This window comes from Legionella erythra, assembly GCF_001467615.1.
Classification (GTDB): domain Bacteria; phylum Pseudomonadota; class Gammaproteobacteria; order Legionellales; family Legionellaceae; genus Legionella_C; species Legionella_C erythra.
This window is the reverse complement of sequence record NZ_LNYA01000034.1, coordinates 199,128-221,795: the sequence shown is the minus strand read 5'-3', so window position 1 is coordinate 221,795 and position 22,668 is coordinate 199,128. Positions and strand designations below refer to the sequence as shown.

Below are 22,668 nucleotides of genomic sequence, written 5' to 3'. Positions count from 1 at the left end.
TGGGCCACCATGGAGGCGGGCATCATAGTGGGCATTAAATCAATTGCCTTCTGTGATTCTTATGAATGAATCCGATTGCCTTTCTGGCGAATAGTCTTATCTTTTATCCCAAAGCAGAAAGGCAGATTGTACTATTAGGCAAGTTGATTGGCTGCGAATCAAGGAGTAGCCTAGGAGCCTGAAGGAGCGTAATTGGCTCGAATGAGCGTCAGTACCTTTTGCAATTTTTGCCAGTTCGCCACAGTGCCTTTTTTATCGTTAGCATCACCGGTTTTATCAAGTCGCTTTGCTAATTGCTCAGTATAACCGACGTTTAGCTGAAGATTTTTTAATTGTTCTTCAGACAAGTTTTTGCTTAAACCAGGCAATGTTTTAACCAAGTCCCGAATCGCAAAAGCATGTTGATGAATCGTACTCAACTGATTGTTAGCAAGCGCTTTATTAATTGCTGCCGCATGTTCATCTATTGCTTCCCAAATAGCAGGAATGGTAGTTGGGATTGTCTGAGCTTCCTCCTCATGATTAGCAGCAGCATAGGCAGGTGACAACAAGAAAAGCAAAACAACAAACAGGTTGAACAACCCTATTGCTTTTTTATTGAAATACTTCGTTATTTGATTCATCATGATTCTCCTTGAGAGTTTTCCTTTAAATACAAACGCTTTTCACGCCAAGCTTCCATCGCGTTATAAACCGTTGGCACTACAAACATATTTAAAAACGTAGATGTAAACAACCCTCCGAGCAATACTTGTGCCAAGGGACGCTCCAATTCTTTTCCAGAAGGTGAGCCCCACAACAAAGGAATTAAACCAAGTGCTGCGGTCGCCGCGGTCATAAGCACAGGCACCAAACGATCCAGAGTCCCTTGAATAACCACCTGTTCCCGAGATTGTCCCTGGGTACGTAATTGATTATAGTGGCTTACTAAAATTATCCCATTACGGGCTGCAATGCCAAATAAGGTGATAAAACCAATCATCGCAGCCACACTCATGTCCCCACTTGCTAGAAACAAAGAAATCACTCCACCAATCAAAGCCAAAGGCAAATTGAACATGACCAATAGCGCTTCACGGAAGGTCCCAAACGCTTTATGAAGAAGTATCAACATGATAAAAATAGTCAGTGCACCAAATACAATAATCACGCGGGAGGCTTGCTGTTGACTTTCAAACTGCCCGCCATACTGAATAAAATAGCCACTCGGCAATGAAACCTTTTCCTTAACTTGTTGTTGTACTTCTTGAATCACACTACCCAAATCTCTCCCTTGCACATTAAAGGCAATCACTAATAAGCGCTGGACGTTCTCACGGTTAATCGCAAAAGGCTGAGGCTCCAGCTGAATTTCTGCCACCGCACGCAAAGGAATTTTAGTTTCCTGATTCGCCAATCCATGGGCATCAATCAGCATGTTTTGAATGGCTTTAATACTGTCTCGCCCTGTTTCACCCATGCGCACATACAAATCAAACGTTCGTTGGCCTTCGAGAACACTTGATACTGTTACCCCATTAAGAAGGACTTGCACATCCTCTGAAATCTGCCCCACATTAACCCCGTAACGAGACGCCTTCTCTCGGTCAATGGTAATGACCAACTGGGCCACCTTGATTTGTTGTTCTTTGTTCACATCCACTACCCCTGGAACAGTCTTTAAAATAGCCTCAACCGATTGGCCTAACTCGTTAAGGGTAGTCAGGTTATCGCCAAAAAGTTTCACCGCCACTTGTGCTCTGACTCCTGAGAGTACTTCGTCCATACGATGGGCAATAAATTGCCCGACATTAAACACAGCACCTGGAATGTTCGCCAAATCTGCTCGAATGCGACGCAACAATTCATCCGGTGACATGGTTTTGTCTTTGCCAAAATCAAGGCGCACATCAAATTCACTGGCATTGGGCGGCATGGCATCTTCATCCAATTCACTGCGCCCTGCCCGTTGAGTTATGGAAATGACTTGCGGATACTTCAGCAAGGTTTTACTGACTTGTTGTCCTAATCGCATGGTCTCATCCAGGGAAGTCCCAGGAAGCGTGCTCATTGCGATAATAAAATTGCCTTCATGAAACTCAGGCAAGAACGAAGTCCCAAAAAAAGGAAGCAAGGCTAAAGCAAAAACAAATGCGCCAATGGCCATAGTCACAACCGTTTTACAGTGCGCCAATGACCAATTTAAACCCGTTAAAAAATGTTTTTTTAACCAAATCACAAAACGAGTTTCTGCTTGAGCGTGCTGGGCTATTTCTTCTTTAGTCAATTGATAGCGTTCGCTTTGGGATAAAGCATGCATCACGACTTGAGCATCTTGCTGTTTTTCCATTCTTCCTACTAAAAGAAGATAACAAAGGGCGGGCACCGTAGTAATAGAAACCACGAGTGAGCCCATGACCGACGCAATGTAAGCAATAGCTAAAGGACTAAAAATTCGCTCGGGAATTCCTGATAAAAAGAAAATCGGCAAAAACACCAGACTAATGATAATGGTCGCATAAACCACTGAGCTTCGAATTTCCAAAACCGCGTCAAAAACAATTTCAATAGCGGGTAGAGGTTTTTTGGCCAACCGATTAAGTCGTAGTCGATGCACCACGTTTTCAACGGTAATAATGCCATCATCCACCACCTCACCAATGGCAATGGCCATCCCGCCTAAAGTCATCGAGTTAATACCAAAACCAAAATAGTGAAGAACCAGGATACCGACGATAAAAGAAACAGGCATGGAAAGAAAGGTAATGAAAGAAGCCCTCCAATTCATTAAAAACAAAAACAACACCGCAATGACAATGATGGCTCCTTCAATCAAGGCTCTAGTCAGATTGTGAATCGCTGATTCAATAAAATTAGCTTGGCGAAATGCTTCACTAATTAATTCCACTCCAGCTGGCAAAGAGTGTTTAATCTCCTGTAATGCTTGCTCTACTTTATAGGTGGTGGTTAGAGTATCCGCCCCATAAATTTTGGAAATCGTGCCAATGACCGCGTTTTCTGCATTATAAGACGCATCGCCTCGTTTGATTTCACCACCGAAAGTGACGGTGGCTACGTTATTAATGGTAATAGGAACTCCATTACGAACTACAATCAATGTTTTTTTAATGTCATCCAGTGTTTTGATGCGACCCATGGTGCTCACCACAAACTCCGTACCCGCCTGATGCACAAAAGCACCAGGAACGTTTTGGTTCGCGGACGTTAAGGCTTGGCGTACTTCTTCAATGGTGATGCCATAAGCCACCATGCGCTGGGGGTCCAGAAGCACCTGATATTGCTTGACCTCCCCGCCAACGGAAACCACCGCAGCCACCCCACCTAAAGCCAAGACGCGAGGACGAATGGTCCAGTCGGAAATCGTACGCAACGTTTCAGGGCTTGAGGTGCGGCTAATAAGTGCGTATTTAACAAGCCATCCCACCGCAGAAGTAACAGGCAACATCACTGGTGCATTGGCCCCCGGGGGAAGTCGATCGACTGCTTGCTGAAGGCGCTCATTAACCAATTGACGATTGCGGTAAATGTCCGTTTTGTCATCAAACACTACCGTAATGGTGGATAATCCCACCGAAGTTTTTGAGCGAACACTGACCACACCCGGTGTTCCATTGATGACACTTTCTAAAGGGTAAGTCACCAGAGTTTCCATGTCCTGGGTAGCCATACCAGGCGCTTGAGTTTGTACCACCACTTGGGGTGGTGCAAATTCGGGAAACACATCCACTGGCATTTGTTGTAGGGTATAGCCGCCTAGCAAGCAGAGGATAATGGTCAAGGCTAAAATTAAGGGGCGATTACGTAATGACCAGGCAATTAAATAAGTAAACATTTAATGAGGCTCCTCTTGGCCTGTTTTCGTTTTACTGCCCCCACTCAACCACAGAGTATAAAGCTCACGATTACCCTGAGTCACCACAAGGTCGCCAGGAACTAAGCCATCAGTAATTTCTGAAAACTCATCGTCCACCGCACCTACTTTCACTACAACGCGATCATAGATGTCGTCGTTTTGCACAAAAACAAAGGACTCCTTATCCGCTTGCAACAAAGCCTCATTAGGTACAGCAAGTGCTGCCTCATTATGAGCTAAAATAACGTTAGCACGCACAAACATGCCCGGTTTGAGAAACCCCTCCTTATTGTCTAAAGTAATTCTGACATTCACAGTACGAGTCAACGGGTCAAGATTCGGTTCAATTAACGTCACTTGACCTGGAAAGATTTGCTTGGGATAACTTAAAGCATGAATATTCACTTCTTGTCCGACCTTAATCTTGCCTAAATCTTCCTCATACACTTGAGCAATGACTAATAATTTATCGCGATTGCTGATGTGAAAAAGAACCGTATTCGGCTCCACCGCTTGACCTAAATTGATGTTCCTCGCATCAATGAGGCCTGCAATGGGGGCTGTGACTGCAACGCTCGGCGGAGGATTACCTACTAATCTTGATTGTACTGTGGCTAAGCGTTGCCCTTGCTTGACCCTGTCTCCTAAATTCACATCAATAGCAGTCACACTGCCACTAATCCGAATACTGACATCGGCTTGCGCATCCGGTAGGAGTTGGATTTGGCCGTTTAAACTCAATATTTGCGCCATAGGGCGATTGGCTGCTTCCACAACCTTAATTTCAAGCATTTTGGTTTGTTGCGGTGTTAAATGAACCGGACCTTTGGCTCCTCCTTCACTCACTTCAATTTCTTCGCCATGGGCAAAACATCCTTGCATAGAAAGGAATAAGCTCAAAAAAACACCAATGAAGATAATGCTTCTACTTCTTTGTCGTATTATCATGACCATCACCATTCCTTTGATAAGCTAAATAAGGGCAAAATTCTTGCGTATTTCCAGGGCCGATGGCTGTACACAAAGCCACATATACTTGTAAATATTTTTCTAGCGTCGCAAGATACGTCATTTGCAAATCATTTTGTTGCTTTTGCACTTGCAGCACATTTAAAAGCGAAATTTGCCCGTTTTCATAAGAGTCACGCGCCAGTTTGACGTTTTCAACCCCTAACTTAAGTGAAGTACTTTGCGTTTCCCTAAGGCTCATTCCAAGTGCTTTCAATTGACCATGGTTACTTGTGATTTCCGTCTCAATGCTTAAATCCAACGCACGTAATGCCATCACGGCTTGAGTTCCTGTGCGACTTGCCTCTAAGATTCGTCCCTGATTCCGATTTAAAAGAGGAAGTGGCACAGAAAGGGTAATGCCTAAGGTGCGATCGGAGGGTTGCGGTGGTCCCTCTTCCACCACAATTTTATCTTGTTGCACACCAAGCCCCACCGTCCAATCCGCAAAACGCTCGGCCTTCGCCAAACGGCGATCGGCCTGTGCACGACTCATTGATAACACAACAGCTTGGCGATCGGGTCGATTTTTAAGTGCCCATGTTTTTAGGAGGTTTAATTCTGGAAGTCTTCGCCCCGTGATGAAATCACTCTTGAGAAATAAAGGAGAATTCGCAGGGCGTCCCATCAATTGATTCAGCAAGGCATTTTGACTGATGAGAAAACTATGCAATAAATGTTTTTCTTGAGCGATGCGCAGATATTCAATGCGTGCGGCATTCTCATCCAATTTTGAAATTTCAGCGGCATGATAACGATTATGGATGACATCAACCAATTCTTTATTGATTTTTAATAAATAATTCAGTTGTTGCAGTCGACGCTCAGTAATCACCGCCGCATAAAAAGCATTAGCTGCTTTGGCACTTAATTGACGCTCTGCTTCCTTAATTTCGGCAATGGCTTTCAACACATCAAGACGTGCCACTGTTTTTTGTTTGGCAATACGCCCCGAGATAGGAAAGGCTTGACTAAAACCAGCGCTGCGTGAATACTCTCCTTCATCATTGAATAAGCGATCGTCATTGTTTGACAAATTAAGGCTTGGATTGGGCCAAAGGCCAGCTTGGATTAAGCGAGCCTCTGCAATAGCGACATTATAGCGAGCCGCTTTTAAATCCTTGTTGTTTGCTAACGCAATTGGGGTAATTTCTCGAAGAGTCAATGCCTTCTCCGCTGTCGCCAAAGAGGAATACAGCAACAGAAGCACTACCCAACAAGAAAAAAGCCAAGCTCTATTGTTTTCCATGACTGTAATACTTCATAAGGGTAATTGCTTTGTTGTCTTACACTGATACGCTTTGCCCACCATACCATGCTCTGCTACGAAATCATTTTTGGGGTTGCCCTCATACGTTTGCTGATGTTTCGTAACGAAAAGCGTATTCGCCCCTAAAAGGGCTGCTTTATTTCTTAGAATATTGAGTTCGTCCTGAATCAAATGCTCATGCGATTGATAGGATTGGCTCATGCCATTGCGATCGTAAGCGCTCACTTCCCCTAGAAAAGCACAGCGCTTTGAGGGCTTTCCAGATTGGAGAAGGCTCACTTTCTCTCCCTCAGGAGTAAGCCTAGCATTATAAGAGCAACTCATAAGGAGCGCAGGAACCAAGAATAGGTAAGTTCGTTTCATTAGAAAATGTGCCATTAATCAATACCTTCTTTTTATTATTTTATCTTTAAAGTATCTCCTATCCCATGTCATTAAACAATGACTTGCAAAATAATAACTTAAGTGATATTGAATAAAACATAGGTTCATTGTAATTTAATATACATGTTAAACTGCTCTCAATTTTGCTTGAATTTAAGATGGGTTTTATGAGTTTCACCTAGAATTTCAAATGCTAATTTTCTATTTAGCCATCTGTTTGATACAAGAAACGATGTGATTGTTTGTTGCTGCAAGCATGGGACTATAAAGACAAACGGCACCATCAATTTTTCTTTGCTTAGCGGCATAACAGGCCAAATCCGCTTCTTTAATGGCGGCATTCACGGAGTCGGAGTGACGGCTCATTTGAGTAATGCCAATGGAGCAACCCAAATCCAGTGAGTCTAATAGGCCTTCATTAATGGATTGGTTAGCAACAGTCACAAGATTCTCAGCAATCCTCTTGGCTTCACTTAAAGATGTATTTTCCATCAATACAATAAATTCATCACCACCATAACGCGCTACCACATCGTCCTTTCGCAACCGCTGTCTTAGGAGCTTGCCAAAGGTTTGCAAAACACTATCCCCAACATCGTGACCAAAACGATCGTTCACTGCCTTAAATCGGTCTAAATCGATGAAGAGAACAACCACCTCTCCACCATTGAGCTTGATTTGTTGGAAACGCGTACTCAGTACGTCAAATAGATATTCCCGGTTATTACAACCGGTCAGCGAATCATAAGTAGCATGATGGCGTAACAGATCATAGCGGTTTTTAATGTCATCCATCAATTCTATTTTTTGCATGGTCTTGGTCATAAGACGACACGAGAAATCAATAGTGGTGGCACCCATTAAAAAGACACTGGCATAAAAATAATTAAGGCAGTGGGGATCTACGAGTAGACCATAAAAAATGCTGGCCGTGTAACTTAGAATAAAGAAGCTAATAAAAGCCAGATAAGCCAGCCATTGCCAACGGTACTGATTCGTTTGTTGTAATAAGCGATTGACTAAATAAGCTCCATTGATAAGAAAGACAATACCAAACACTATCATAACAACTGGAATCACCATGATTCTTCCTTATATACAGCCTGACCTATCTCCTTGAGTATAGACTTGATTTTTCTTCATGATGGAAATTGGCATTAATTTTTTCAGCTGGGCCTATTAAGACCGTGGTAGTTTACAAAAACTCAAACCATCAATAGAAACACTTAGGCTGGCCCATAACAGGCCGGCCGTATTTCTGTTTCATAGGGTTATCCGTCGCAATCTTAGCGCATTAATAATCACGGACACCGAAGAAAGCGCCATGGCAAGAGCTGCGATGATGGGACTTAAGAGTAAACCAGTCAGGGGATACAAAATACCCGCGGCCACCGGTACACCCAATACATTATAAATAAATGCAAAAAAGAGATTTTGACGGATGTTATTCATAGTGCTTTCTGACAAATGACGTGCCTTGGCAATGCCACGCAAATCACCATGCAGCAAGGTAATACCGGCACTCTCAATAGCTACATCAGTACCTGTGCCCATAGCAATACCAATATCGGCTTTGGCCAACGCTGGCGCATCATTGACTCCATCGCCTGCCATGGCAACAACGAGTCCTTTGTCTTTTAATTCACTCACGATGCGGCTCTTATCTTCAGGCATGATTTCGGCCACCACCTTTTTAATACCGAGGGTACCTGCTACCGCTTCTGCTGTTTTTTTGCTATCCCCTGTGAGCATCACCACTTCAATACCGCCTTGCTGCAACTTGCGAATGGTTTCTGGGGTGGTTGATTTAATAGGGTCTTCTACCACCAAAAGAGCTACTGTTTTACCCTCCACTGCCATGAACATGACTGATGCGCCTTTGCTGCGAAATTCATCGGCTTTTTCAAGAAGAGAGGCCTTGTCACTGCCATGCTCCTGCATTAATTTGACATTACCAATGGCAATACGATGACCATTGACCTTCCCTAGGACTCCCTTGCCGGTAGGTGCTTCAAAATCTTCCACTGAGCCAAAGGACAACTGTTTTTCTTTCGCAGCTGCTACAATAGCATGCCCCAGAGGATGTTCACTTTGGTGTTCAAGAGCGGCGGCTAACGCCAACACTTCATCTTCATTAAAGTGTTCATCTGTTACAATGCGTGTCAGTTTCGGATGCCCTTCCGTGAGAGTGCCTGTTTTATCCACAACCAGCGTATTGACCTTTTCCATACGCTCCAAGCTCTCCGCATTTTTAATCAAAACCCCACTCTGAGCCCCTTTTCCAACCCCTACCATGATGGACATGGGTGTGGCCAGGCCAAGAGCACAAGGGCAGGCAATAATAAGTACTGATACAGCGGCAATTAAACCATAGCTTAATGACGGTTGTGGGCCTAGCCATGCCCACAGAATGAAAGACAGCAGTGCAATCAAAATCACCGCTGGCACAAACCATCCCGAAACGGTATCCGCTAATCGTTGAATGGGAGCACGACTTCTTTGGGCTTCACTCACCATTTGGACAATACGAGCAAGCATCGTATCATTGCCCACATGCAACGCGCTCATCACAAAACTACCCGTCTGGTTAATCGTCGCCCCAATGACTTTGGCTCCTGTTTCTTTAGTCACCGGAATAGGTTCACCTGTCACCATAGACTCATCGACAAAACTTCGTCCTTCCAGTACTTCACCATCCACTGGTATTTTTTCACCAGGACGAACACGCAATTTATCTCCGACATGGACCTTATCAAGCGATACTTCTTCTTCACTTCCATCCTCTTTAATAAGATGAGCACGTTCAGGAGCCAATTTCAACAAAGCACGGATGGCACTCCCCGTTTGCTCTCGTGCTTTGAGTTCCAGCACTTGTCCTAATAGGACCAAAGTCGTAATCACTGCTGCCGCTTCAAAATAAACAGCAACCACTCCTTCGTGACTTCGAAACGCATTGGGAAATATACCTGGCCAAAGAACAGCCACCACACTGTAAATCCACGCTACACCAATACCCATGGCAATCAGAGTAAACATATTTAACTGGCGTGTTTTTAGAGATTGCCAACCACGCTTAAAAAAAGGCCAACCGCCCCATAAAACCACCGGCGTGGCCAACAACAATTGAATCCAACTGGAATTACTGCCAGAAATAAAATGCTGCAAACCATGCCCACCCATCTCCAATATCACAACAGGCACAGTCAAAATCAACGCAATCCAAAATCGACGTCTCATGTCAAGATATTCAGAACTCGCTACTTCTTCTGTTGTTACTGTTTCAGGCTCTAATGCCATACCACATATCGGGCAATGGCCAGGGGCAGACTGGCGAATTTCTGGATGCATAGGACACATATAAATGATCGAACCTTCTATGCTGGAGGAGGGGCTATGAGGCTTGTGTGCTTTATGTTCCTGATGACAACCCCCATGTTTTTTGTCCGAATTAGAATGTCTTTGATGATGGTCCTGTTTCATGGGTCACCTATTTCCTATTGTTTAATGCCCGCAGGGGCCTGCGTGTCCACCAATAATAAACCTTTGTTCCAAAGGACTCTTAAATGTCCTAATGGTTCGTTTTACAATACTCGTTTTCCTTCAATTGAGGCCTAATGCCCAACACCACCATGCCCGCCATGCCCACCCGCACTGTGTCCTCCGTAGCCCCCATCAACCTCTTGTGCACTCTGCTTCAGAGTACCATCACAAGAGCTCAAAAAGAAAGTCGCGGAAAGTCCAATGACCATTCCAATTACCTTGATTATCTTCACAAGTGACATGTGATACTCCTTAGTCAGTTAAAATTTTTTCATCCCTATTTTTTTAACACCTTGGCGAGTTTGTATTTTTCTAAAGTGGTTGCAATCACTTCACTCACGTCAATCGCATTGGTGATATGACGGATGGTGTTGCACGTGATGATTTGCACACCATCCATCCCTGATAATAAAGAATAAGCCTCTTCTGCAAAAAGCGCATGCACCCCAATGCAAATCACGGACTGAACCCCTGCCATTTGTAAATGCCTTACCGTTTCCACCATGGTTCTGGCCGTGGAGATAATGTCATCGACTAAGACTGGAGTAGAGGATTCAAGATCAGGGATAGTTGGCACAGAAATAGAAACCTCTTTATCTCCACGTCGAATTTTTTCCAAAATCACATAAGGGAAATGGCCTTTTTCAGCAATGTCGGCAACCCACTGCTGACTTTCCATATCAGGACCAATAATCACAGGCTTATTCACATGATTCTTAATCCATGTGGCAATATTGGCTGTAGCATGCAAGACAAAAGTAGGAATGGAGTAGACTTCATCTAAAGAGTGATAACGATGCAAATGGGGGTCGATGGTCATGAGCCAATCAAATGAAGTAGAGAGTAATTCAGCAAAATAACGCGAGGTAATCCCTTCCCCCTGATGAAAACGTTTATCTTGACGTAAATAGGGAAGATAAGGAGCAATCAAGCCGATTTTTTTAGCTCCTAATTCTTTTGCTGTTTTAGCAAAAAACAGCAAAGGCAGTATTTTTCCATCGGGTTGGTTTAAGCTATCCACTACAATGAGGCTGCGATTTTTAACTTCTGAATTAATTTTTACGTACCACTCTGTATCTGGAAAACAATGCAACGTGACATCACCCACCTCCACTTGAAGCGCTTCTTTTAAGCGTCTACTGATTCCTGAGGTATCAAATAATGAAAATAAAATGGGCTTCAAGGCTTCTCTCCCAGAACAATGGTATTTTGTTTATCGTGAATAAAATCGCGAGCATAAGTTAGTTCCCCTGAAGACTCTGAGTGGATGGTGAACAAAGGCTGCCCTTTTTCAACTTGGTCACCAACATGAACATGCAAATCAACCCCTGCTGATTTAGACTTAGGCGCCCCTGCAAGTTTAGCAATTTTTGCGAGCATTCGATTGTCAATGAGAGATACTTTACCTGCTTTCTCAGCAACCATAGGGTAAGTAAAACGTGCCACCGTCAATTCCCTCATCCCTCCTTGTGCCTCACAAATCGCCTGAAATTTTTTAAACGCTTCTCCGCTATCTAATAATTGTTTGGCTATCGATTGACCTGAGCCAGGTGGTACTGTTGATGAAAATTCCAGTACTGCTCCTGCAAGAGTTAATGATTTTTCACGCAAATCCTTTGGGGCATGAGGCAAACCTTGTAATACCGCCAACACATCGCGTGCTTCTAAAGCCGGGCCAATACCATTTCCTATCGGTTGTGCGCCATCAGTAATTAAGGTATGGACCACAAGACCTAACTGTTTTCCTACTTCTTCAAGGGATTGCTTAAGAAGTAAAGCCCTGGACTTATTCCTGACTTTGGCGGTAGGTCCCACTGGAATATCAATAACCGCATGGGTTGCCCCTGTGGCAATTTTTTTAGAAAGGATTGAGGCGACCAATTGCCCTTCACTATCTAACTCAAGAGCACGCTCCACCCGAATAAGCACATCATCGGCAGGGCTTAAGCTCACAGCACCTCCCCAAACAATGCATCCGTTTTCCTTATCAACCACTTGACACATAGCCTCTGGGCTAAGTGACACCGGCGCTAAAGTTTCCATCGTATCTGCTGTCCCGGCTGGAGAAGTGATAGCCCGTGAAGAGGTTTTTGGGATGGTCAACCCGAAAGCCGCTACAATGGGAACCACAACAAGGGTAGTGCGATTTCCTGGTAAACCACCAACACAATGCTTATCCACCACCAAAGGTGAAGACCAGGATAAGCGATCGCCACTGTCAATCATGGCTTTTGTAAGTTTCACGATTTCAATATTGCTTAAACGTTCCGCGGCACTGGCCGCTAAAAAAGCGGAGATTTGCAAATCAGAAAGACGTCCACTTAAAACGTCATCCACGATGGCCTTGATTTGTTTAAAAGAGAGTTCGTTACCATAAATCTTCGTATGCACATAACTTAATGATTCCAGAGGTTTAGGATGCGATAATTGGATTTCATCCCCTTCTTTAGCATTTAAAGAATCCCAGGCATAATGCGACAAGCTGGCCTCACCAGGCTTAAGAAGCTCTGAGGTAACGACATTAAGCGTTGCGATAATGGAACGTTGGCCAAGGGTCACTTGAATGCGGGTCTGAACTTCAAAGCCTTCTGAATGACACACATGACAATCTTCTCGCATGTAGATAATGGCTTCGTGATAGGTTTTAATCCCCAAGTGTTTTAAACGTAACGTATGAGGTTCTTCATGGTTCACGACAAATCCTCCGTGTGCAGATAAGAAGGAATCGTGCAGCAAAAGCCTAATTGGCTTTCAATTTTCTCTTTTAATGATTGAGCGCTGTGGAGTTCGCCATGCGTGATAAAGACCTTCTTAGGCGGATGAGTAAAATGCTTTAGCCACTCTAACATCTCGAGATAATCGGCATGAGCAGAGGTACTGCTCATAACCACCACCTGAGCGCGTATGGGAACCAAACCACCATGAATTTTAACCTCCCGCTCTCCATTAACCATCCTGGCACCACGAGTACCTCCTGCCTGAAAGCCAGTAAAAAGAAGTGTGTTTTTAGGATCAGGCGCAAAGGCTTTCAAATGATGCAAAATACGACCGCCTTGAGCCATGCCACTGGCGGCTATGATGATTTGTGGCATTTTATGTCTGTCAATCTCTTTGGACTCCTCAGGCGTATTAATGTAAGTGGCCACATTGCATAATCCACGACATTGTTCCTCATTTAAGTGATGATCCTCTTTATAAGTACAGAGTAGTTTGGTTGCATTAATAGCCATGGGACTGTCTAAAAATACTGGAATCTCTTTAGGAATTTTCCCTTTGCGTTTTAATTCATAAATAAAATATAAAAGACTTTGAGCCCGTCCCACCGCAAAGGCCGGAATAATAACAGAGCCTCCTCGTTTGATGGTGTGATTAATCACTTCACCAATTTGTGGCAAGGGATCGGTGGCATCATGCAGCCGGTCTCCGTAAGTGGATTCCATCACCAAATAATCGGTTTCTTGAATCACGCTTGGGGCTTTCATGACAGGATCATGAGGCCGGCCAAGGTCCCCGGTAAACACAATGGAACCTTTTTTTGTTTTTATTTTGACCATGGCAGCCCCCACGATGTGGCCGGCACGATGAAATTCAAAACTCAACACATTAAATAATGAATGTGGCGTATCAAAATCAATGGTCTCAAAATAATTTAAGGCAACTCGAGCTTCCTGCTCAGTATACAGTGGAAGAGCAGGCCTATGCTTGGAGAACCCATATTTGTTAGCCAATCGTGCTTCTTCTTCCTGCAGATGGCCACTGTCGGGCAATAAAATGGAGCACAACGCTTTGGTACCCGTTGTTGCATAAATTTTGCCTTGAAAACCATTTTTAACGAACAAAGGAAGATAACCCGTATGGTCAATGTGAGCATGGGTGATGATGACTGCATCAATGTCGCGTGGATTGACTGGCAAGGGAGCCCAGTTACGCAGTCGTAATTCTTTGTAACCTTGAAAAAGCCCGCAATCAATAAGAATTTTTTTAGAATCTACCGTCAAAAGATATTTTGATCCGGTAACGGTCTCTGTTGCCCCTAAAAAGGTTAATTTCATTTTGCCTCCGTTAGACTTCCTTGTTGTTTCAAATCCACTTGCCAACGCCACATCACATAAACCACGGGAATGACAATGAGAGTCAGTAAAAGGGCGGAAAAAACGCCACCCACCATGGGTGCCGCCAGGCGCTTCATGACATCCGCTCCAATGCCAGTGGCCCACATTACGGGTAATAATCCGATGATGTTCGCAAGACCTGCCATCACCATGGGACGAATACGAGATATGGCACAAAGGTGTACCATTTGAATTAAATCCGGCAGGGTTTTAAGCAACCCTTTCTCTTTTTTCTCATTGTAATCCGAATCCAGGTAAGCTAGCATCACCGCACTGGTTTCGGCGGCCACACCGGCTAAAGCAATCATTCCCACCCAAACGGCAATACTCATGTTGTAACCCAATATATAAAGCAGCAAAAAGCCGCCAAATAAAGCAAAAGGAACACCCAGCATCACCATTAAAGTCTCGGTGATAGTCCGGAAGGTAAAGTAAAATAAGACAAAAATAATGACTAAGGTGAGTGGTACGAAAATCTTAAGCCGCTCATAAACCCGTTGCATGAATTCGTATTGGCCTGACCAGGCTAGCGTATAACCTGGAGGCAATTTGACTTTGGCCTTGACTGCTTGTTTTAACTCTTCCACATAACCGCCAATGTCACGACCACTGATGTCGATGAACACATAACCTGCTAACATGGCATTTTCATCGCGAATCATGGCAGGTCCTGAACGAAATGTTAACGTCACCAATTGCGCAATAGGCACTTCAGCACCACTCGGTGTTTTGACTAAAATACGATTGAGTTTATCCGGATCATCGCGTAATTCACGCAAATAGCGCACATTCACCGGATAACGCTCACGCCCTTCAATTGTAGTAGTAATGTTTTCACCGCCCACAGCCGATTCAATAATGCGATTAACATCCATGATGGTTAAGCCATAACGTGCCAGCTGGTCGCGATGGATTTCAAAATCAAGAAAATAGCCTCCAGCGACTCTCTCTGCATAGACATTACTTGTCCCCTTCACTTCTTTAGCCACCATTTCAATTTCTTTGCCGATGGCTTCAATTTTTTTAATGTCGGGACCAAAAATTTTAATCCCAACCGCCGTTCGAATCCCTGTGGTGAGCATGTCATTGCGTGCCTTAATAGGCATAGTCCAGGCATTGCTCACGCCTGGAAATTGCAAGGCTTTATCCATCTCGGCAACTAAACTTTCATAAGTCATTCCTTTACGCCAAAATTCTTTGGGCTTTAATTCCACAATCACTTCCATCATGCTAAATGGAGAAGGGTCGGTAGAGGTTTCCGCTCGTCCTGTCTTTCCAAACACATGGGATACTTCTGGAAAGGCTTTTAATTTCTTATCCATTTCTTGAAGCAAGGCGGTCGCTTGAGTTACTGAGATACCCGGTAAAGTAACTGGCATGTATAAAATGGTGCCTTCATAAAGAGGAGGCATGAATTCAGAGCCAATGAGTTTATAAAGAGGAATGATGCTTAAAGCAACCACCACCGCAATACCTATCACCAACTTTCGATAGTGCAAGGCCAGCCTTAACACGGGTGCGTACATTTTTTGCATAAACCGCGTAATAGGATGTTTTTGTTCAGGAATGATTCGACCACGCACCAAAAGAGGCAATAGTACAGGAATTAGGGTGATGGCCAACAGGGCACTCATGAAAATCGCTAAGTTTTTAGTATAAGCCAAAGGTGAAAACATCCGTCCCTCTTGGGCTTCTAGAGTAAAAACGGGCATGAACGAGATGGCAATCACAATAAGTGATGAGAAAATCGCAGGACCTACTTCCTTGGCTGAATCGATTAACACTTGGGTGCGATCGCCTGGACTTCCTTTTGCCTCCCAATCCGCTAAGCGTTTATGGGCATTATCGACCATGATGATAGCGGCATCCACCATGTCGCCAACCGCCACAATAATCCCACCAATGGACATGATATTAAGCCCAATATGCAAGAAATAAATGGGAATAAAAGAAATCAAAATCGCAAGCGGCAAGGTAATAATGGGGATTAATGCTGAACGAAAATGACCTAAAAATACGATGATGAGTAACCCAACCACCACCAGTTCTTCAATCAAATTCCAATTGGCCGTGGAGATGGCTTCTCGAATGAGATTACTGCGATCATACACAGGAACCATTTTTATTCCTTCGGGGATGGCAGTGGCCAATTCTTTTAATTTCTCTTTAATGCGACCAATCACTTGCAACACATCCTCACCAAAGCGCATGATGACAATGCCGCCCACTACTTCTCCTTGGCCATTTAAATCAACGACCCCTCGACGCATATCCGAGCCAAGCTGCACGGTGGCCACATCACGCAGCAAAATCGGTGTCCCATTGGCATTAGTGCCTATGGCAATTTTTTCAATATCCTCAGTAGACTTAATGTACCCTCGCCCACGAATCATGTACTCCACCCCTGAGAATTCAATCACCCGTCCACCGGTGTCGTTATTGCTCATGCGAATTTTTTCGATGATGTCAGGAACCGACAGGTTGTAGGCAAGGATTTTGACGGGATCCAAATTGACTTGATATTGCCTGACAAACCCACCCACACTGGCGACTTCAGACACCCCTGGAACTGCTCTTAACCAATAGCGTAAATACCAATCTTGAAACGTGCGTAATTCAGCCAGATTATGTTTCCCATTCTCATCCACCAAAGCGTATTGATAAATCCAACCCACAGGGGTTGCATCAGGACCTAGTTGAGGAGTGACCCCTTCGGGTAATTTCCCTGCCAGTTGACTCATGTATTCCAAAACACGAGAACGCGCCCAATAAATATCGGTTCCGTCCTCAAAAATAATATAGACGTAAGAAAAACCAAAATCAGAAAATCCTCGTACCGCAACCACCTTCGGTGCGGATAATAGGGCGGTCACAATAGGATAAGTGACCTGGTCTTCCATTAAATCAGGAGAGCGCCCCATCCAGGTGGTATACACAATCACTTGCGTGTCTGAAATATCAGGCAGTGCATCCATGCGGGTATTCTTCAAGGCCATATAACCCATGAAAGAAAACCCAAGCACAAAGAGCAACACAATAAAGCGATTGCGTACACAAAATTCAATAATCCGTTCAACCATAAAATCCCTTTATTTCATAGGAACCCCATACATCATTCCTGTTCTTGAAAGGAAGAGCCTTACGAGATAACACTCATAAGCAATTCATCTCTTATTATTTATGCTGCATGCCTCCCATGGCTGCTTTCAACTGGCTCTCCGAATCAATGAGGAAATTGGCAGAGGTAATAATCTTATCTCCCTCCTTAACCCCTTTTACTATCTCAAGCAAATCACCGGCTCTCACTCCAACAGTTACGTCTCGCCATTCAATTTTACCATTGCCATGATAAATAAAGACCACCGCTCGCTCACCCGTGAGCAAAACCGCATTTTTAGGTACTACAAGACGTTCACCCAAAGGAACTTTGAGTTCCAGATTAACATACATACCAGGCTTTAATTGTTCTTTTTGATTGTCTACTTCGAAACGCACCTTGGCTGTTCGCGTTTTCATATCAATGGTCGGATAAATAAAATCAAGCTTGGCTTTAAATAACTCATTGGGCAAATAGGTGAGGGTCAGGTCGGCAGTTTGTCCAAGTTTAATATAGGGCAACTCATATTCATAAATATCCCCTAAAACCCATAATCGAGATAAATCAGCAATGGTGTACAGTTCATCCCCCGGCTCAATACGCATACCGATAAGCGCCATTTTTTTAAGAACCGTACCTTGGATGGGTGAGTCAATGGTCATCGTTCGAGTAATTTTGCCGGTGCGCTTTAATTGCTCTATTTCTTTTTCAGAAATCCCCCACAGCAGCAACCGTTGATGAGCCGCTTGAAAGGCCCCTTGGACACCACGGGTAGCACTGGAAGTGGTATTTTTGCTTAAGATTTTTTGGGCGTTCAAGGCAAGTAAGTATTCTTGCTGGGTGGCCACCAACTCCGGGCTATACACTGTAAAAAGGGCTTGTCCTTTTTGTACTTTTTCGCCAGTGTAATTGATGAATAATTGTTCTATCCAGCCATCAAAACGCACATGAATGTGGGCAATGCGCCGCTCATCGGCTTCAACACGACCCACCGTACGGATTGTTTTTTCAATCAGTTTACGACATACCGGCTCTGAGGTAATGCCAATGGCTTGTAAGCGAACTGGATCAATCACAATCTCATTTTTTTGTGTGGATTGTTTCATGTCCATCTTGCTATGTGTATCCGTTGCATTTTGTGCCTGGGTTAACTGCAACAAAGCCAGTAAACTCAAAACGAATACACTCTTTCTCATCACCTTATGATTCATAGGTACGTCCCTGTGGTTTCTTCGATTTGCGCAATGGCTTTTTCATGCTCAGCGAGTTCACCATGCCATTCCAATTCGTTTTCTTGCAGTGTCAATAAATTATTCAGCATCGTTAAAAAATCGACTTTACCAACCCCATAATTGGCTTGTGAAGAGGTAAACGTCAGCGTCGCTTGTGGAATGATGGTATGTTGAATTAGATGAATGAGCTTTGCCGAGCGCTCTGCCAACAAATAGGCATTTTTTACTTGAAAAGAAAGTGTGCGATAAGTCGTCTGCAAGTCTTCCATATCTGCGTTGTAACGGGCAAGTGATTCCCGTACGGCATTATTTTGTTTTTGCATGAAATAAAGGGGAACGGTTGCTTTTAACAACACTTGATAGCCTTTGGTATGCATTCCCGTATCATGAAGCCGTCCCCCCTCGATTTCAACATCCGGGAAATAATCCATTTTACTTAACTTGATGGCTTGTCGTCCTTTTTGCACGTTACGCTGCTGCATGATTAATTGAGGCGCCCGCTGTTTAACGAGCGAATAAAAATACTCCAAATTATGGCCCATTGGTGTGATAGGGAGTGTTGTTGGAGTACTGACTACCATTTCTAAGGAACGATTCAAAAGACGGTTGATATCGGCTTGCAGGGATTGGCGTTGTTGCTTTAAGATGACTAAACGCATCTCTAGACGAGAAATCTCGGTTTGGGCGCGATAAATGTCTTGTTGGGGCGTTTTCCCTACACTGTACGTCGCTTCGGCACTTTGTTCCATTTCATGGAGAAGCTCTTGATTTCTTTGCACAATCTCGATGGATTTATTGACAAAGTAAAGGTCATAATAGAGTCGTTTTAGTTCCGCAATCACGGCAAAACAGGTGGCTTGATACTCCGCTTGCGTGCGTTTGGCTTCAAGTGTGGCTATCCTTCCGCGAACAATGAGTTTGCCAGGAAAAGGAATTTCTTGGCTCCCACCCAACATTTGTTCACGTCTTGGGTCTACATCCATGGGGATATTCTCGGCCATATTGATATACCCCGCGTTCAATTTCGGGTCAGGAAGCGCTTTCGCTTGCGGAATCACGTGAATTGCAGCAAACAGACGGTCGCGTACCGCCCGAATTTGGGGATTGTTTTGCTTTGCTTCCTGAATTAACTGCAACAAACCGGGTGTGGGCTTGGCATAAGTCAATGGCCCACTAAAACAGGCGCTTAAAACAACAGCCCACGTAATTTTTTTAATACTAAAACGCTTCATTAGGTGCCTTCCTTAACCATTTCCGGCCTTCTATAACCAGCAAAGGCAGCATGCCTAACAGTATCCAAGAAAGACACTGGTTGAATGACACCGGCTCAATGCCAAATAATTCACGCAATAAGGGAATGTGATGAATCAATACCTGCAATGAAAAACTGATGCTCACAATAAAAAGAAGTCGCAAATTAGAGAAAAACCCCACTTGCCAGATGGTCTTAGTGTCACTGCGAGCACCAAAAGCCCGCAAAAGCTCTGCCGTCACTAACACAGAAAATGCGGCATCCTGAGCCTGGATTAAATCCCCATCCATTAAATATTCATAAGCAAACACACCCAGGGTTACCAAAGCCGTTAAGCAGCCAATAAAGGTCACCCGTTTGAAAAATACCCTATCCATCATGGTTTTTTGCGTGGCTCGGGGTGGGCGATTCAAAATCCCTGGCTCGGACATATCGGTAGCTAAGGCAATAGCCGGCAAGCCATCCGTGATTAGGTTAATCCATAACAATTGGATGGGCAATAAAGGCAGCGGCCAACCGATTAAAAGGGCCACAAACACAACCAGCAACTCCCCGCTGTTGCCTGCTAACAAATAAGCGAGTGTTTTAGCAATGTTGTCATAAATCGTGCGTCCCTCTTCAATACCGGCCACAATCGAGGTGAAGTTATTATCCATAACAATGATGTCAGAAGCTTCCTTGGTCACTGCCGTTCCTGTTTTCCCCATGGCAATTCCCACAGACGCTTCTTTTAAGGCAGGCGCATCATTGACCCCATCACCCGTCATCGCAACCACCTTGTTTTGTTTTTTCCAGGCGCGTACGATTTTTAATTTATGCTCTGCTGTCACTCGGGCATAGACTGCAATGTCTTTAACACAGTGGCTAAGTTCTTCCTCGGACAGGTTTTCAAGCTCATTACCCGTGAGCAGTCGGTCTCCTGTTCCCAAAATACCGAGTTCTTGGGCAATGGCTCTGGCTGTATCAGGATGGTCTCCTGTAATCATCACCGGTTTGATACCCGCCATTTTACAGCGACTGACGGATTCCTTGCTACTGGCATGAGGTGGGTCCTGAAGACCAATGAGACCTAGGAAAATTAAGTTACTTTCAATCTCATTGTCTTCTTTTTCTAACTCGGCGGCGTCTAATGGCCTCTGGGCAAAAGCTAACAGACGCAATGCTTCACTGGCCATCAATTCACACGATTGTTGCATGCGCGCTTTGTCATTTGGCGTTAATTTTTTAACCCCAGTTTGGGTCAAAATATGAGTGCATCGCTCCAAAATAATTTCCGGTGCGCCTTTAACAAAAGCGATGAACTCCTTTTCTTCTTGGCATATCACCGTCATGCGTTTGCGTTCGGAGCTAAAGGGCAACTCCTTAATGCGAGGTAAAAAGGTTTGCAGCTCACCCCGCCAAACCCCTCCTTTGGCGGAAGCGACCAAAAGTGCCACCTCAGTGGGATCCCCTACTGTGGTCATTTGCCCATTTTGGCTACTAAACTCAGCGTTATTACAGGCCACCATGGCGCTTAGTGTGGTCTGCAACAAGGTGTCTTCGGACACTTTAATCTCTTGACCTTGCAGTGAGAATCCTCCTGTGAGGTTATAACCCTCTCCACGAATGCTATAAACATCACCGGCTGTCACAAGCTTACGTGCCGTCATTTCACCCACCGTCAACGTTCCTGTTTTATCGGTGCAAATCACTTGTAAACTGCCTAAGGTTTCAACTGCCGATAATCGCCTCACCAGCACGGAACGTCTTACCATGCGCTGCACACCAAGCGCTAGAGCCACCGTGACAACAGCAGGCAAGCCTTCAGGAATTGCCGCAACCGCAAGACTCACGGAGCTCATGAATAATTTAAAAATAGGAATGTTGCGAAGTAAACCTAAGCCAAAAATGGCAATGACAATGAAAAAGCAAAGCCATAATAACCGAGAACCCACTTGATTGAGTTTTTTCTGTAAAGGTGTTTCATCACGAGAGGCTTCACTAAGCATTTTGGCGATATGACCCATTTCGGTTTGCATCCCAGTCGCGACAACCAGTGCACGTCCCGTACCATCAGCAATCGAGGTTCCCATAAACACCATGTTTTTACGGTCGGCTAATGGGGTTTCTGAAATGCAAAGGTCCAGGGTTTTACCTACTGGCATGGATTCACCCGTGAGCGGTGCTTCATTGACCTTGAGTGCTGACAACTCAAAAAGACGGGCATCGGCGGCGATTAAATCACCACTTTCAAAAAGGATAACATCTCCTGGGACGATATCAGAGGCAGCAATCATTTTGGCATGGCCATCGCGCAAAACAGTCGCTTTTGGTGCAGCCATTTTCTGGAGCGCTGCCATAGCGCGATCAGCTCGGTATTCTAGAGCGAAACCAATAATGGCATTTAAAATAACAATGGCCAAAATAGCAATGGCATCGGCTTTTTCACCAAGTAAAAAAGAAACAATGACCGCACCCAAAAGCACCCAAGTGACCACACTACTGAATTGCTGAAAGAAGATAATGAGTGCTGATGTTTTTTTCTTTTGACTCAGCAGATTTTGCCCTGTTTCTTCTAAACGTTGTGCGGCATCTGCTTCGCTTAAACCTAAAGTCAGGTCAATTTTACACTGGGATGCGATATCCTGAATCGTTTTTTCATGCCATTGTTCTGCCATTGTAATTCATCCTATGAATCGGCTCAGCCAGTATTTTCAAATGACCTTAATTCTTCCTAAAGTAACCTCATATTAATTACAGCATCACTGATGGCTTTCCGTTGTATTACAATCCAAAGGCTATAGGTTAGCGGCCACCACCGCCACCATGCCCAACATGGCCTTGAGCCACATGACTATCTAAACTCTCTGTGTTTTTAGTAGAGGTACTATTATTCATGCAAGCAGCAAGTGCTAAACAACAAGCTAAAATTATCCAATGG

General features: G+C 44.3%; 14 protein-coding genes. All 14 read right to left on the bottom strand.

The window, feature by feature from the left end; genetic code table 11:
* Window positions 1–170 precede the first annotated feature (170 nt).
* Window positions 171–623, bottom strand: a complete 453-nt coding sequence (locus Lery_RS12225) for a hypothetical protein (protein WP_058527525.1) — start codon at window positions 621–623, stop codon at window positions 171–173.
* Complete coding sequence (locus tag Lery_RS12220; RefSeq protein ID WP_058527524.1) at window positions 623–3,832, bottom strand: efflux RND transporter permease subunit; 3,210 nt, start codon at window positions 3,830–3,832, stop codon at window positions 623–625. Before Lery_RS12220 ends, Lery_RS12225 begins: the two co-directional genes overlap by 1 nt.
* Window positions 3,833–4,801, bottom strand: coding sequence for an efflux RND transporter periplasmic adaptor subunit (locus tag Lery_RS12215; protein ID WP_058527966.1), 969 nt, complete (start codon window positions 4,799–4,801; stop codon window positions 3,833–3,835).
* Window positions 4,779–6,110, bottom strand: a complete 1,332-nt coding sequence (locus tag Lery_RS12210) for a TolC family protein (protein WP_058527523.1) — start codon at window positions 6,108–6,110, stop codon at window positions 4,779–4,781. The genes Lery_RS12215 and Lery_RS12210 overlap by 23 nt, the downstream gene beginning before the upstream one ends.
* Window positions 6,111–6,122: 12 nt before the next feature.
* Window positions 6,123–6,509 (bottom strand): DUF4156 domain-containing protein, encoded by a 387-nt coding sequence (locus Lery_RS12205; protein WP_058527522.1) that lies wholly within the window; start codon window positions 6,507–6,509, stop codon window positions 6,123–6,125.
* A gap of 207 nt (window positions 6,510–6,716) precedes the next feature.
* Window positions 6,717–7,598, bottom strand: coding sequence for a GGDEF domain-containing protein (locus Lery_RS12200; RefSeq protein WP_058527521.1), 882 nt, complete (start codon window positions 7,596–7,598; stop codon window positions 6,717–6,719).
* A gap of 180 nt (window positions 7,599–7,778) precedes the next feature.
* Window positions 7,779–9,995 carry a copper-transporting P-type ATPase gene (locus Lery_RS12195; protein WP_058527520.1) on the bottom strand — a complete coding sequence of 739 codons (2,217 nt, stop codon included), beginning with the start codon at window positions 9,993–9,995 and terminating at the stop codon, window positions 7,779–7,781.
* Window positions 9,996–10,332: 337 nt separating this feature from the next.
* Window positions 10,333–11,238: a ribose-phosphate pyrophosphokinase gene (locus Lery_RS12190; protein ID WP_058527519.1), complete on the bottom strand. Its 906-nt coding sequence runs from the start codon at window positions 11,236–11,238 to the stop codon at window positions 10,333–10,335.
* Entirely contained in the window at window positions 11,235–12,788 is a 1,554-nt protein-coding gene (locus Lery_RS12185; RefSeq protein WP_080441833.1) for a thymidine phosphorylase family protein, read from the bottom strand. The genes Lery_RS12190 and Lery_RS12185 overlap by 4 nt, the downstream gene beginning before the upstream one ends.
* A complete protein-coding gene (locus Lery_RS12180) occupies window positions 12,746–14,107 on the bottom strand; it encodes an MBL fold metallo-hydrolase (RefSeq protein ID WP_058527517.1) in 1,362 nt (453 codons plus the stop codon). Before Lery_RS12180 ends, Lery_RS12185 begins: the two co-directional genes overlap by 43 nt.
* Window positions 14,104–17,247, bottom strand: a complete 3,144-nt coding sequence (locus Lery_RS12175) for an efflux RND transporter permease subunit (protein WP_058527516.1) — start codon at window positions 17,245–17,247, stop codon at window positions 14,104–14,106. Before Lery_RS12175 ends, Lery_RS12180 begins: the two co-directional genes overlap by 4 nt.
* Window positions 17,248–17,341: 94 nt before the next feature.
* Window positions 17,342–18,475, bottom strand: coding sequence for an efflux RND transporter periplasmic adaptor subunit (locus Lery_RS12170; RefSeq protein WP_058527515.1), 1,134 nt, complete (start codon window positions 18,473–18,475; stop codon window positions 17,342–17,344).
* Window positions 18,472–19,728, bottom strand: a complete 1,257-nt coding sequence (locus Lery_RS12165) for a TolC family protein (protein WP_058527514.1) — start codon at window positions 19,726–19,728, stop codon at window positions 18,472–18,474. Before Lery_RS12165 ends, Lery_RS12170 begins: the two co-directional genes overlap by 4 nt.
* Entirely contained in the window at window positions 19,715–22,405 is a 2,691-nt protein-coding gene (locus Lery_RS12160) for a cation-translocating P-type ATPase (RefSeq protein WP_058527513.1), read from the bottom strand. Before Lery_RS12160 ends, Lery_RS12165 begins: the two co-directional genes overlap by 14 nt.
* Between the last annotated feature and the right edge of the window lie 263 nt (window positions 22,406–22,668).